The sequence below is a fragment of the Methanoregula sp. genome (assembly GCF_041663825.1).
Lineage (GTDB): Archaea > Halobacteriota > Methanomicrobia > Methanomicrobiales > Methanospirillaceae > Methanoregula.
The window spans coordinates 49955-63741 of record NZ_JBAYLY010000011.1; the positions used below are offsets into that span (position 1 = coordinate 49955).

13 protein-coding genes and 2 tRNA genes are annotated in these 13787 nt (G+C 54.9%); 3 read left to right on the forward strand and 12 right to left on the reverse strand.

Going from position 1 to position 13787, the window contains the following annotated elements:
• Positions 1-553: 553 nt before the first annotated feature.
• The 12 genes from WCX19_RS06985 to WCX19_RS07040 form a co-directional block, all read right to left on the reverse strand.
• The gene (locus tag WCX19_RS06985; RefSeq protein WP_373006534.1) at positions 554-811 is read right to left on the reverse strand and encodes a 4Fe-4S binding protein; all 258 of its coding nucleotides are present in this window, start codon (positions 809-811) and stop codon (positions 554-556) included.
• Complete coding sequence (locus tag WCX19_RS06990) at positions 808-1335, reverse strand: 2-oxoacid:acceptor oxidoreductase family protein (protein ID WP_373006536.1); 528 nt, start codon at positions 1333-1335, stop codon at positions 808-810. The genes WCX19_RS06985 and WCX19_RS06990 overlap by 4 nt, the downstream gene beginning before the upstream one ends.
• A complete protein-coding gene (locus WCX19_RS06995; protein WP_373006538.1) occupies positions 1328-2440 on the reverse strand; it encodes a transketolase C-terminal domain-containing protein in 1113 nt (370 codons plus the stop codon). The genes WCX19_RS06990 and WCX19_RS06995 overlap by 8 nt, the downstream gene beginning before the upstream one ends.
• Positions 2437-3315 (reverse strand): thiamine pyrophosphate-dependent enzyme, encoded by an 879-nt coding sequence (locus WCX19_RS07000; RefSeq protein ID WP_373006594.1) that lies wholly within the window; start codon positions 3313-3315, stop codon positions 2437-2439. The genes WCX19_RS06995 and WCX19_RS07000 overlap by 4 nt, the downstream gene beginning before the upstream one ends.
• A gap of 136 nt (positions 3316-3451) precedes the next feature.
• Entirely contained in the window at positions 3452-4753 is a 1302-nt protein-coding gene (locus WCX19_RS07005) for a phenylacetate--CoA ligase family protein (RefSeq protein ID WP_373006540.1), read from the reverse strand.
• Positions 4754-4762: 9 nt separating this feature from the next.
• Positions 4763-5965 (reverse strand): pyridoxal phosphate-dependent aminotransferase, encoded by a 1203-nt coding sequence (locus tag WCX19_RS07010; protein WP_373006542.1) that lies wholly within the window; start codon positions 5963-5965, stop codon positions 4763-4765.
• 219 nt (positions 5966-6184) lie between these two features.
• Complete coding sequence (locus tag WCX19_RS07015; RefSeq protein WP_373006544.1) at positions 6185-6949, reverse strand: FRG domain-containing protein; 765 nt, start codon at positions 6947-6949, stop codon at positions 6185-6187.
• A gap of 195 nt (positions 6950-7144) precedes the next feature.
• Positions 7145-7435, reverse strand: a complete 291-nt coding sequence (locus WCX19_RS07020) for a hypothetical protein (RefSeq protein WP_373006546.1) — start codon at positions 7433-7435, stop codon at positions 7145-7147.
• A 123-nt stretch (positions 7436-7558) separates the two neighbouring features.
• The gene (locus WCX19_RS07025; protein WP_373006548.1) at positions 7559-8494 is read right to left on the reverse strand and encodes an ABC transporter permease; all 936 of its coding nucleotides are present in this window, start codon (positions 8492-8494) and stop codon (positions 7559-7561) included.
• Positions 8491-9318, reverse strand: a complete 828-nt coding sequence (locus WCX19_RS07030; protein WP_373006550.1) for an ABC transporter ATP-binding protein — start codon at positions 9316-9318, stop codon at positions 8491-8493. The genes WCX19_RS07025 and WCX19_RS07030 overlap by 4 nt, the downstream gene beginning before the upstream one ends.
• Positions 9319-9893: 575 nt before the next feature.
• A complete protein-coding gene (locus tag WCX19_RS07035) occupies positions 9894-10556 on the reverse strand; it encodes a hypothetical protein (protein ID WP_373006552.1) in 663 nt (220 codons plus the stop codon).
• A 399-nt stretch (positions 10557-10955) separates the two neighbouring features.
• The gene (locus WCX19_RS07040) at positions 10956-12074 is read right to left on the reverse strand and encodes an ABC transporter substrate-binding protein (RefSeq protein ID WP_373006554.1); all 1119 of its coding nucleotides are present in this window, start codon (positions 12072-12074) and stop codon (positions 10956-10958) included.
• Positions 12075-12469: 395 nt separating this feature from the next.
• Between WCX19_RS07040 and WCX19_RS07045 the strand changes: the two genes are divergently transcribed.
• From WCX19_RS07045 to WCX19_RS07055, 3 genes are all read left to right on the forward strand, one after another.
• Positions 12470-12541, forward strand: a tRNA-Cys gene (locus WCX19_RS07045).
• A gap of 66 nt (positions 12542-12607) precedes the next feature.
• Positions 12608-13603 (forward strand): radical SAM protein, encoded by a 996-nt coding sequence (locus tag WCX19_RS07050; protein ID WP_373006556.1) that lies wholly within the window; start codon positions 12608-12610, stop codon positions 13601-13603.
• A gap of 110 nt (positions 13604-13713) precedes the next feature.
• A tRNA-Cys gene (locus tag WCX19_RS07055) sits at positions 13714-13785 on the forward strand.
• Positions 13786-13787: the final 2 nt, after the last annotated feature.

Genomic DNA, 13787 nt, shown 5'->3' on the forward strand with positions numbered 1-13787 from the left:
TCCCGGGGCACTATTTTGCGGGATTCTATGACGTAAAAACAGATGTATTTGAGGTTTAAAAACGGGTCGTACCGGTAGGGGGGGTCATGCATAATTTGGTGCGACCCCCCCTCTTGTGGGGGGCGGTCAGGGCCGGCCGATCAGCATCCCAATTCAGAAAAACAGTTCCGCATCGCCATTCTTCAGGCCGGCCTGCCGCGGGGCAGCAGCAGTGCGATCCTCCGGGCGGGAGCAGTGCCGCGGGTCATGACAGTAACACTGGTTGCAGTAAACGGTTCTCCTGTCGAGAAAAGACTGTAGGGATAGCCGGTTTTTGCGGGTACATTTCCGGGAGATCGTCCGTACTGACACAGGTACTGCTGGGCAGGGTACCTATATGAATGCACATAAATGAGCAAAAAATCCCGATCTGTGCGAATTATCCAGAACTGGCGGCAATGAACCTTACAACTACCCGGGAAAATGAGGGGGGTCAGGTAATATTCCCGGTATGCGCACGGAACCGGTGCCGGCAGAGGAACAACCTGAATGACCCGGGCCGCCGGTAAAAAAGTTATTTCTCTTCCCTGACCATCGCAATAGCCTTTTTCGGGCACTCGTTTGCGCAGATGCCGCAGCCCTTGCAGAACGCGAGATCGATGTCCAGTTCTTTATCAATCGCGGCATCCGGGCAGTACACCGCACAGAGTCCGCATGCATTGCACTGTTCTTTGTCGACAACGGGCCGAAAGACCCGCCACGAACCGGTCTGGCCGGCAGAGCCCGGGACCGGCCTGCTGACGGCAACATACTCGCTCTTTTTCTGGCTCATACGATCATCTCCCGGTATGCGGCCTCGGCCGCACGCACGTTCCGTTCATCGGCAAACATCTCCCGGATCGCAGATGTCGCCGAGCCGGGCGATATGATCCCAAGCTTTGCCAGTGCCCCGATGACCGGGGTGTTGAGGATCGGGCTCCCTGAAACAACGAGGTTTTCCTTCAGGGCTATCCCGGTGAGGTCCGCGTGATGCGCAGCAAACCCGGCAAACTCCCGGGGATGGGCGCTGTTGATGAACACCCGGCCGCCGGTTTTGAGACCGTGCAGCACATCGACGACGTCCATGACACTCGCATCGAGCACCACCACGAGATCCGGCTCGTGGATCTGGCTGTAGACCTTAATCGGGCGGTCGTCGATCCGGACAAATGAGACCACCGGCGCCCCCCGGCGCTCGGCGCCGTAGAACGGGCAGGCGGTCGCAAACTTCCCGTCATGGAGTGCGGCAGTCGCAAGGAGTCGGGCCGCGGTCACGCCGCCCTGCCCGCCCCGGGAGTGGATCCGGATCTCATACACGGTCGTTCACCCCGAACCAGAACTCTTCCCCGATCCGCCGGTGCCGGACAAACTCCGCGATATCATCGTACGTCACTTCCTGCCCGCCAAGGCCGGCGATCACGCTGTACACCTTTGTCAGGTTCTTTGACCGGATCGCATGGGCAAGCACGCCGCCAAACCCAAACGAGTAATCCCGGTCGATCACGACGACCTCCTTCCCGGCGAGATCCAGGTCAGGGAACGGGCGGAACCAGCGGGGCCGGACCGATCCTGCTTTGATCCCCTCGTTTCGCAGGATATCGACCGCAACCTCCGCCTCTTTCCCGAGCGTTCCAAGAGCCACGACGACCACGTCCGCATCCCCGGCCCGGTACTCCTCGGCCGCACCGTACGCCCGGCCGAAACGCCGGGCAAACTCCTGCTCCGTCTCACCGATGACAGCCTTTGCCTGCTGCATCGAGCGCTCCATCTCATACCGGAACCGGAACTGGTCGGCCGGGCCGGTGATCGTCCCGTACCCCCCGGGATGGGCCGGGTCGACCGGATGAGGGGTATGGACCGGCGGGATGAAATCGCCCGGCTCTACGGTGTCGAGCGGCTGCATGATATGCGAGAGGGTAAAGCCGTCCAGGTTCACCATCACCGGCAGGAGGACGTCGGTGTGCTCCGCGATCCGAAACGCCATGAGCGTCGTATCGTAGGCTTCCTGCACGGTCGAGACAAAGACCTGGAGCCAGCCGGTATCGCGCTCCTGTATCGCGTCGGAATGTTCCGCCCAGATGTTCCAGCCGGGGGCGAGCGCCCGGTTCACGTTTACCATGACGACAGGAAGCCGTGCGCCGGCCGCCCAGTTGGTCATCTCGTGCATGTATGCGAGGCCGTGCGAACTTGTCGCGGTAAATGTCCTCGCCCCCGCGATGCTCGCACCGATACAGGCAGCCATCGACGAATGCTCGCTCTCGACCGGGATAAACTGGCTTTCGAGCTTGCCGGTCGCAATGTACTCCGCAATCGTCTCCACGATCTCGGACTGGGGCGTGATCGGGTACGCGGCGACCACGTCGGGCCGGGCCTGCTTGACGGCTTCGGCTACCGCCTTGTTTCCCGTCGCGATCTTTCTCATGGCTCTGCCTCCTCTGCCGCAAGCCGCCGGAAGTTCCCGGCGATCCGTTCCTTGAGATGTTCCACGGTTGTTGCATCGATGCCTTTGAACCGGCCCTGGAGCGCAAGGTACTCTTCAAGCGGGACCGGGTTTTTCATCGCGGCTTTCGAGGGGGGGCTTATGGTGAGTTTTCCCTGCTCGCGCTCGTAGAGCACCCACATGCCGGACTTTACCGCGAGTTTGCCGACTTCAACCGTCTTTTCCGCAGAGTACCGCCACCCGGGCGGGCAGGGCGAGAGGACGTGGACAAATGTCGGGCCGGTAAACGTGAGGGCTTTCTGGACTTTCCTGAACAGGTCCTGGGGATACGAGGCGCAAGCGGTCGCCTGGTACGGCGGTTCGTGGGCGGCGATGATCGTGTCGATGTCCTTTTTTACCTCGGGTTTCCCGGCCGGGGTCGTTGTCGTTTTTGCGCCAAGCGGCGTCGCGCCGGACCGCTGCATCCCGGTGTTCCCGTATGCCTCGTTGTCGTAGCAGACATACAGGAAATCGGTGCGGCGTTCGAATGCGCCCGAAACCGCCGAGAGCCCGATGTCAAGCGTCGCACCGTCCCCGGCATAGACCACGACTTTTGTCTTCTTTCCTTTCGCCCGCAGGAACGTGCTGAGTCCCGATGCGCACGAGGCTGCCGCCGCAAAGGCGATGTTGACCACGGGCAGGGTATAGGCAGTCTTCGGGTAGACCCCCTGGAATGCGGCCGTGCAGCCGGCGGGCATCACGAGCACGGTATCCGGCCCTGCCGCTTTGAGCACATAGCGCAGGGCAAGCGAGTCCCCGCAGCCGGCACAGGCCGACGTGCATTTCAGGACATATTCAGTTTCAGGAATTTCAGCGATGATATCCACATCCTTTTTTTATTTTTGCCGGCCAGTCCGGCATTTTTTAATCAATCGGAGCCGTGCAAAAAAGAGACCGGGATTTTCCCGGTGACGGCACGGTTCCGGTTCTTATCCTCCGGATCCCCCGGGAATCTTATCCCCAGACCTTCGTTCTCTTGTCGATGATCCGCTTTGCCTTGTGAGTCTCGCGGGGGAGTGTCCCCGGCGGGTGTACGATGATACCTGCCTTCACACCGAGCCTTGCCTTGATGGCGGTCGCGACAATGTCCTGGACTTCGGGAACCGTCTTTTTGAGATTCTCGACTTCAATCGTAAGCACATCGAGGTGCTTCTCACGGGTGACAATCAGCCGGTACTCGCCGGTCAGGAAATCCAGGCCCCGGACAACCGCCTCGACGTCGCTGGGGAAGACGTTCACACCCTTGATGATGAGCATGTCGTCAGTCCTGCCGTGAACGCCGAGCAGCCTCTTGTGGGTACGGCCGCAGTTGCACTTCTCATCAGTATACGTGACAATATCCCCGGTCCGGAACCTGATTAAGGGCCGGGCACGCTTCTTTAAGGTCGTGAGCACCATCTCGCCGCGTTCCCCTTCTCCCACCGGTTCAAGGGTCTTTGGGTCGAGGACTTCGACAATCATGTGGTCCTCTTCGATGTGGATCCCGGATTTCTCCGTGCACGACCCTGCGCAGGCCCCGAAAATATCCGAGAGCCCGTAATACTCGTACAGGTTTGCGCCCCAGAGCGCCTCGATATTCTCCCGGGTCTCCTTAATCCCGGCGCCGGGTTCTCCCGAGCAGATAAAATTCCTGAGGCTTAAGTCCTTGGCCGGGTTGAGCCCGGCGTTTTTCGCGGTCTCGCCCAGGTACCAGGCATAGGACGGTGTCGTCCAGGTCCAGTTGGGCTTGAACTGCTTGATGAAGTTGATCAGTCTGTCGGAGGGGATCGACCCGGCATGGATGGAGAGCGCCCCGAGCCTCTGTGCGCCAAGCACGCACGGCCCGCCGATGAAGAGCGAGAAGTTCAGGGCGTGGATGTACCGGTCCTTGGGCCGCATCCCGCTTCTCCAGAAGAGCCGGGCCTCGCAGTCGATGAAGTCATCGAAGTCCTGTGCGGTAAACGGTGATGCGGTCGGGACACCGGTCGAACCACTCGATGCGGAGATATAGACAATGTCCTTTTCAGGGACAGCGACCATGTCGCCAAACGGTTCGCTCGCCTGCTGGCGTTCGCGCATGAGCTGTTTCGTCACGAACGGGAACTTGCGGAGGTCGTCAATTGATTTTAAATTGACATCCGGAAGGGCCTTCTTGTAATACGGCGATCCCTTTCGTGCAACGGCAATCTCGCTTTTGAGCAGTTTGAGCTGGTATTTCTCCAGCTTGTCACGGGGCATTGTTTCGATTTCCTTGTCCCAGTATTTCTTATCAGTCATAAGGGCACCTTAAAATGCGTTTTCGAGCCGTCTGCAGGCTTCCTGCAGGGTCTCGGTTTTTTTGGAGAACGTGAACCGGAGTTTTGTCTCTCCGCCATCGTGGTAGAACGAACTGCCGGGAACAGCGGCGACGCCGGCTTTTTCTATGAGGTGACGGGCAAACTCCACGTCGGTTTTCCCGGATTCGGAAATATCGGTGAAGATGTAATAGGCTCCCTCGGGCAGTTCGCAGGCAAACCCTGCCTCGCGAAGGCCGTTGTAGAGGATCTTCCGTCTCTTGTCGTAATCCGCGGCAAGCTCCCGGTAATACGAGGCCGGGAGCCGGAGGGCTGCTGCGCAGGCCTGCTGGAGCGGGGCCGGGGCACCGACGGTCAGGAAGTCGTGGATCTTACGGATACGGTTCGTCAGATCCGGGTCTGCAAGGGCATACCCGACCCGCCAGCCGGTAACACTGTAGGTCTTTGAAAAACTCCCGATCGTGATGGTCCGGTCCTGCATCCCGTCAAGCGATCCGATGGAGACGTGCTTATGCCCGTCGTAGAGGATGTGCTCGTAGATCTCGTCGGTGACCGCGATGACATTGTAATCAAGACAGAGGTCGGCGATAAACGAGAGTTCCTTTTTTGAAAAGACTTTCCCCGACGGGTTGTTCGGGGTGTTGAGGATGATCGCCTTTGTCTTCTTTGAGAATGCCGATTTCCACGACTCCTCATCGATGGAGAGATCGTCCCCGAGGGGTACATACCGGGGGGCGGCACCCGAGAGGATCGCATCGGGGCCGTAATTCTCGTAAAAAGGCTCAGGTACGATGACTTCCTCGCCGGGGGTGATGACTGCGAGAAGCGAGGCGAGCATCGCTTCGGTCGAGCCGCAGGTCACGGTTATCCCGGTTTCGGGATCGAATGCCATCCCGTTGTAGGTTTTCACCCTCTTTACGATCTCTTCGCGGAGTTCTTTTGACCCCCACGTGATCGCGTACTGGTTAACGTCGGCATCGATCGCTTCACCAGCCGCAGATTTGAGTTCGTCCGGGCAGGGAAAGTCCGGGAATCCTTGTGCAAGGTTGACCGCACCGTGCTTCAGGGCAAGCCGGGTCATCTCCCGTATAACAGATTCCGTGAAGGTGTCTGCACGCGAAACAGGGAGCGGTCTCTTCGGAGCGGGAGGCGTACCCGCCGGGGAACTGGTTGATTCTGGAATAACCCTTGTCACATCTCATGAGGTTGATTTTACGTGATATAATCCACAGGATTCGAGAAATTTTTGCCGCAATTATGCAAAATAAGGGTTAATCAAGGATTATGGGAGTTCGTCTTTTTTAAGAAAGTCAACGTGAATAACTCAACACTTTGTCTTTTTGTGTTAACGTCAAAAAGTGCGCAAGTGCACATGTCAAGAGTGCATTCCAGAATAACACATTATTAACTTTGATTAATCCGAAAAATATATTTTCTTAATCCTACGGCCCAATCCATCAAGGTCTGGAAATAACGCAAATTCGTTCATATTTGCCATCTTTAAAAATTTTAACGCGTCGGGAATGACTTCTTTTGGTATATCGAATCGTTTGACAACATCGTTTGAGTAAATTTTGTCTAACGGATTTAAATTAGAACCGTGCACTGTAAAAAAACTATTTTGAGCAGTTATACGAGGATGACTTTTAACAGGAAATATCGCGATAGGATTTTCAAATGCCTTTTCCTCGAATTCACGTGTTACAAACATTTTCTTATAATCAAGTAACTGTCCTTCCTCAATACTGATGATTCGTGGTTTTTTCACAGATTTTTTATTTAACATTTTAGGGTTCAATATCCACACGCAGGGAGTTTTAGTAGCATCATAATTGCGTAGTGCAAAATATAATGCGACCGCAAAACTTCCCGTCCAATCAAGAAGCCTTGTCGGAATTCCATGATGCTGCATCGCATAAAGTACTTCCCAAGAATCTTTCACACAGTTTGAATGAAAATTTGATGAATTGCTCAGAAAATCGTAATATACGGTCATTTCTTGATCTTTTGAATACTGAAGATCCTGAGAAATGTCTATGCCTCTAAATAAAGCGGGCAACAAGTTATGAGATTTTTTTGATAAACCTCGAAAAAATGGGGAATAGCATCCATTAGTTTTGTCTTCGGAAAGCCGGTCAATTTCTTCGATTATCTCGGAATAGAAGTCTGCCCAAGACATTTTTTAACCTCAGTTGTTACATAATTGTTTCAGAATAATATACTTTCAACTGTGAATTATTCTCTTGAACAGCATCAATTCTGTGATCTATACTATGGGAGCCTAGGAGCATTCGGTTTCCTTTTCTGAATTCCACCGAATTAGTCAAAAGTAGCCAAGAGAAACGGGCTGATGCCTGTTTCTCGGGGTTCCCTGTCATTCCACAATTGACAGCTCAAACGTCCCGTCGAGGCATGCGGAACAGAAGAGTAAGAATTCCTTGAGGTTCTCGGACATCTCATCGTAGAGGGACTGCGAGACGTGAATGATGATATGGGGGCTGCGGCCGGAACCCTTGTGGATCTCCAGGTAGAGCTCCTTAAAGAGGGCAAGCACCATCCGGAAATTCATCCTTTTAATGATACGGATATGCCCGGTCCCGTCGGTATCGATCATGACCCGGTACGTCTCCGCTTTCCGGAAAAAAACTGCCTGCTCACCCATCATTCACCTCCTGTTGTTGCATCCCCTCGTTGTCATGGAATCCCGATTGATGTACCGGCGGGTTCGTATTTACCACTTTTATAAAGGACACCATATGATTGTTTACACTTCGGCAATTTTTGTCAGTCACGGGGTCTGCCACCGGAGGCAGTAGTTCTGGATCCGGTCAAAGAAGTACATCAGTACGATGACAACGAGAGCCACAACGATGATCCCGGCGACCACCTTGTCGTAGTTGGCAAAGTCGTGGTTGTACTGGATGTACCACCCGAGGCCCGATGTCGCGGCAAGCATCTCGGCGACCGTAAGCGTGATAAACGACAGGATGAACGCGATCATCGCTCCCGAGAAGATCGAGGGGAGCGCCCCGGGGAAGAGGACCTTTTTTACCATGTCCTTTTCCGAGAGCCCCAGGGTCCGGGCGGAATTGATCAGCCGGTGGTCGATACTATGAACCCCGTACACGGCCCCGATCAGGATGGGCCAGAAAGCGCCAATAAAGATCAAAAAGATCGACGCCGAGGCAAAGGTCGGGAGCAGCACGATCGTGTACGGGAGGTACGCGGTCGGGGGAATGGGGGAGATGGCCTTTGCGATCGGGTATGCCGCGTTAAAGAGACGTTTTTTCCACCCCAGGTACAGGCCGATGGGAATCGCGGTTGCAAGGGCAAGCGCATAGCCGGCCCCGAGGAGCCCTAAGGAGTTGACGAGCCCTTTGAGTATCAGCGCATAATCGTTCCCGAAGACGGCAAAGACCCGGGCCGGCCCGGGAAAGAGCATGGGGTCAAGGAGCGCAAGTTTCCCAAATGCGATCTCCCAGGAGAGGACAAAGAGGGAAATAATCAGAAAGATGTCGCTTACTGCCTGGCCCTCCTTCGGGTGGTAGAGGAGGCTTGCCACAAACGCGGCAAGGAGGAAGATGATGATGCCGGCAAAGAGGGTCGTGCCCGATGGCGATACCTGGCTTGGCGCATCCGGGATCGCCACGGCAAGGAGCAGGGTGACGATCAAAATGGCGATGACCACGTATCCTTCGGCTGACAGTTTCAGGGAAAGGGTCATGCGGCTGATTCACTCCCTGTCAGTTTCTGTTCCTGTTTTTCGATGTCGTCCAGCATCTCGCAGTACAGGATAGAGAGGAGATGGGACTTGAGCTGGATGTACTCCCTGCTTGCGGCAAGGGTCTTCCTGCACCGGGGCCGGGCAAACGGGATGTCGATAACTTCCTTGATCCTGCCCGGTGACGGCGACATGACCGCGATCCGGTCTGAGAGAAGAAGTGCCTCGTCTACATCGTGGGTGACAAAGAGGACGGTCTTCCTTTTCTCTCCCTGCGCCCAGAGGTGGAGCAGGAGATCCTGCATGTAGATCCGGTTGAGGGAGTCCAGTGCGCCGAAGGGTTCGTCCATCAAAAAGACCTTCGGGTCCATGGAGAACATACGGGCAATCGAGACCCGCTGGCGCATTCCCCCGGAGAGGGTGTTCGGGTACGCGTTGGCGAAGTTTGTCAGGCCGACCAGATCGATGTACTTTTTTGCTTCTGCATCGATCCGCTCCTTTCCGCTGATGCCTTCCGTGTGCTCCAGGGCAAACCGGATGTTCTCAAAGGCCGACATCCAGGGAAAGAGCGAATAGTCCTGGAAGACCGTACCCCGGTCCGTCCCGGGCCCCGTCACCGGTACATTGTCAAGGAGCACCTCTCCGCCGGAGGGTTTTTTGAGGCCGGAGACAATGTCGATGATCGTGCTCTTGCCGCAGCCCGACGGCCCGATAAGCGAGATAAAATCCCCGTCGCTGATATGCACATTGACCGAGTCCAGTGCGGTATGGCTCGACCCGTTCAGGCCATATACCATGCTGATATTTTGCAGATCGATAGTTGCCATGAAAACTCCTTTTTATCTGACCCGGGCAAAAAACGCGAAAAAACAAGGACAGGCGGCAAAACCGCCACCAGCCCGGTCTTTTTCGGACAGCCCGGCATTTCCGATAAGGCATGATTCGTTGTACGCGGATCCTTTTTACCCCAAAAACCCGGGCCTCCTGACGAAAGCCCCTGTTACGCTGCTGTATCCTGTCGCGACGTTTTTTCCCGTTTGTGACTGCTTTTTTTAAAGCAAACGGTATCAGAGCGTCACCCCTCAGGGTTCCCTCAGGGTCGCTCTTCTGTAGTAATACTAATAGCAAAAACAGATTTATACGCTGATAAGGGAGCAATCCTTGTCACATAATCGCGGATTTCCGTGAATTAGCGGCAAGCGGCATTACTCTTCGCAACAATTCAGATATCCCCGGGGCACAAGGGTCACAAATCGCTGCCTGCCCTCGCCACCCTGCCAACAGGAACCAGGAAAGACCGGCCCGATAAACCGGGTGGTCCGGAACCAGGGTGGTGTTCCCGCAACCCCGTTCCCGGCCAAAGCGGTTTTATCCGGATATCTCTTCGGCGTGGATGGACGGATCAGTTCATCGGCATCTTGCAGCCGGCGCACTGGACATTCATGCATTCGGACATGCATGAGGGGATCATCATCTGGAGATCGCAGAGGGCCCGCTTCATCCGGGATTCTGTGCAGTCTGACATCATGCCCGGGGCGACCTTGCACTCGGTCTCCATGCACTGCGCCATGCATTTCATGAGCATCATCTGAAGATCGCTCATCGACTTCATCATGGGTGCGTCCATGCACTTGGAATCCATGGACATTGTACCCATGCACTTGGAATCCATGCACATGGCGTCCATGTGACAGGAGATCATCATCTGGAGATCGCTCATCGACTTCATCATGGATGCGTCCATGCTTTTTGAGTCCATGCACGTGGTCATCATCATCATGAGACCCTTCATGGATTTTGTCATGGGTGCGTCCATGCACTTCGAGTCCATGCATCTGGTCATCATCATCATGAGATCGTTCATGGAGCTCATCATGGATGCATTCATCGGCATGGATTTTGCCGAGTGAGCGGTCATGCACTGCGCCATGCATTGTGACATCACGGCCTGGAAATCGCACAGGGCTTTCTCCATCCGCATGTCCATACACTTTGAGACAGTCATCATGGCCGTCGCACGACAACCACCACTCTGTTTCATACCTTCTGACTTCATTGGCGTCATTTGTTATCTCCTTTGGCGGACAGGAGTGAACCCTGCCACATCAGGCATATTCAGCATGGGAATGTTAATCAGGTCGCATTTAAGCAAAAGTTGACGACACCAACACAATCCGGGAACGTTTGAGGAAACTAGTACAATCCGTGCAGCATCGGGTCTGCTGCACCCGTGCGGAGCCGGATATTATTACGGTTCTAAAATTAAGGTTCTAAAAATCGATTCATTCATGAAAAAACAAACGTCTCGGCAGGGCAAGGACAATCCCACCTTGCCGGACTCCTGCGTAATACCGGCGAATCCGGCCTTCTCTCTGAGAGAGTAAAATAACAGGATTCTTCTCTTGTGTGCAGATGACTGCCCCAATGAAATTAAAAAAAGTGATTATCCCCGGGTATCCTTTTTTCAGGTGTCCAGGGTCTGGTATACCGTCTCCTGTTGTGCATAGAAGGAATCAGACGGATTTTCCCTGACAAGTTCGTCCAGTGCCTGTTTGTACACCGATGTGTCGACATGATCGTCGATATTGACGGTTGTGTTGATGTAGTTCATGTTTTTCATCATCGTGTAGATCTTGTCAATCCCGTTTTTGTTGGGATCCGGGGAATTGTAGGTTTTTCCGTTGGTCATGGCATCCTGAAGAATCGATCTGTTCACAGGGACGTATTTTCCGACGATATCGACCGATGCATCCGGGTTTTCTTTGAGCCACTTATAGGATTCGATAAGTGCCCGATCGAATTTGACATACGTGTCGCGGTTGGTATTGAGGTTATCCGTCAGTACGGCGATACGGCAGCACGGGTGATGCGGGTAGAGATCCCCGGTATAAAGAACTACTTTGAATCCCTGGCTCTGGGCCTGCTCCATGTATGGCGTCCAGACAAGCCCGGCGTCAACCTTGCCGGCCTTGACTGCGTCGAGAACAAGTTGCGGGTTTGCAAGTTCCTGGATCGTGATGTCTTTTGTTAAGTCAAGGCCTGCCTGCGTTAAGGCGTCGCGGAAATGAATGTCCCCGGTTGATGCCCTGACGGTGGCAATCGTCTTTCCTTTCAGGGCCACAAGGTCTTTGAACGTTGTCAGGTTCTTGTACTGGTCAGCCTTGTCCGCGGTGACAACAAGACCGGCAGCATCCCCGTCAAGACCCCCGATGATCGTCTCATTGGCGCCCTTTGATACGAAGATTAAGGGTGTAAGGCCAAAGCCACCGACATCGACTTTCTTTGCGATGATGGCATTGGTACCCTCTGCACTGTTCTGGAACTGTAAGAGATTTACATCCAGCCCCTCTTTTTCAAAGTACCCCTTCTCTTTTGCAATGAATATGAGGGCGTGCCCGTTATTCGGCAGGTACCCGACATTCAATGATTTTAGCTGCGTTTGTGTCCCGGACGAGGCAGCGGCCGTGGTTTTTGTCGCACTTGTTGTCGTACTCGATCCGGTAAAGGCATAGAATGCAACAGCTGCGATAGCGATGATGACAACTGCTGCGATGATATACGTGTACTCTTTTTTAATTACCATTGTAATCCCCGATGGCTTTCCCGCGGTGTCCTCCCGTTTATATCCCCCGGGAGGAATGTCTGCATGGGTCTCCTTTTTTCCTGGCCGCAGATTATTGTGCGGACACGCCCGCATTTTTCGCGATAAAATCGCAGAAAGCGAACTGCTGTCGGGAGACCGTGCTGCACCGGCAGATAGCCGGCTAATACGTTTCTGGAGAAATCATAAAAACACGGACGTGTAAGCCAAAGATGCCTGAACACTCCGGAATCCGGGGAAATACGGCAATTTTGGATCCGGGATACCCGGCAGGGCATATCACCCGCTCTTTTTGCGGCAAAAAATGCCCTGAAATCAGCATATTAATAACCATCCGGTCAACGGAATTATGCGATGTCACAAGAGTGACTATCCCTGCCAAGGTGGCGGAGTGGCTACGCGGCTGACTGCAGATCAGCTACAACCCGGTTCGAATCCGGGCCTTGGCTTGCTCTCCACGGGAGTGTACCTCCCGTCGGGAACCGTTTTTTAATTAACTCAAGGGGTGAAATGGGATGGAACAGGGACTTACTGCTGAAACAAAAGCGTTCCTGATCAACATCGGGAGCGCGGATATCGATGCCTCGTTACTGCCTGCCGATATGAAAACCACAGCGACCGCCGGCCCGGGCGCCGGGGGCTCCTCCTTCTTCGTACGCTCCGGCACCCGCCGGGTCCGGCTCTCCATAAAAAAAGAATCGCCACTCAAGGTGATCCCTTTTAAAAACGGCGTCGCAATCCAGAAAGACGGGCGGATCATCGCCTGCGGCCAGCTCGAACTGCCCCTCTGCCATTGCCCGGAACAGGCCTATATCACGGTGAGCGAACGGTGCGTCTTTGACTGCAAGTTCTGCCCGGTGCCGATCCTGCACGGCCGGGTAAAGACGATCGACGAGATCACAGCACTCGTTGAAGCAGCGTCAGCACGGGGGAAGATCACGGCGATCTCCCTCACGAGCGGTGTCGCCGAATCGCCGGAGAAAGAGGCGGCGTACCTGACGCAGATCGTCCGTCATCTTGCCGGCCGTTTCGATCTCCCCATAGGTGTATCCATCTACCCGACAGCGACATCCACAGAGGATCTCCATGCAGCAGGCGCATCGGAGATCAAGTACAACGTGGAGACCATGGACCGCGAGATCTTCCGGCGGGTATGCCCGAACCTCTCGCTCGATGAGATCCTCGCAGCGCTCAAAGGTGCCGTGGAGGTCTTCGGGAAGAATAACGTCTCCTCGAATTTCATCATCGGGCTTGGCGAGACCGACGAATGCGTGGGGCAGGGAGTTGAAACCCTCACCGGGATGGGCGTGATCCCCAACCTGCGCCCGATCTCCCCGCACCCGCTGAGGAAAGGAGAGATCTCCGTCGAACGGCCGTCATCGGAGCGCCTGATAAAACTGACCCGGATCAACAAGGCGGCACTCGAACGCCACGGCCTTGACGTGCGTGCGGCACGGACCATGTGCCTGCCCTGCACGGGTTGCGACCTCACGCCCCAGCGCGATCTCTGACCGGGGTTCGTGCCATACCGGGACACGGGAAAATCTTGCCGAAAAAAGATCTCTTAAATAATTCCCGTACCTACACTGGTATGTCGATATCACAATTGTGAACAAACCCTGCCAGGATGGCGGAGTGGCTACGCGGCTGACTGCAGATCAGCTACAACCCGGTTCGAATCCGGGTCCTGGCTTC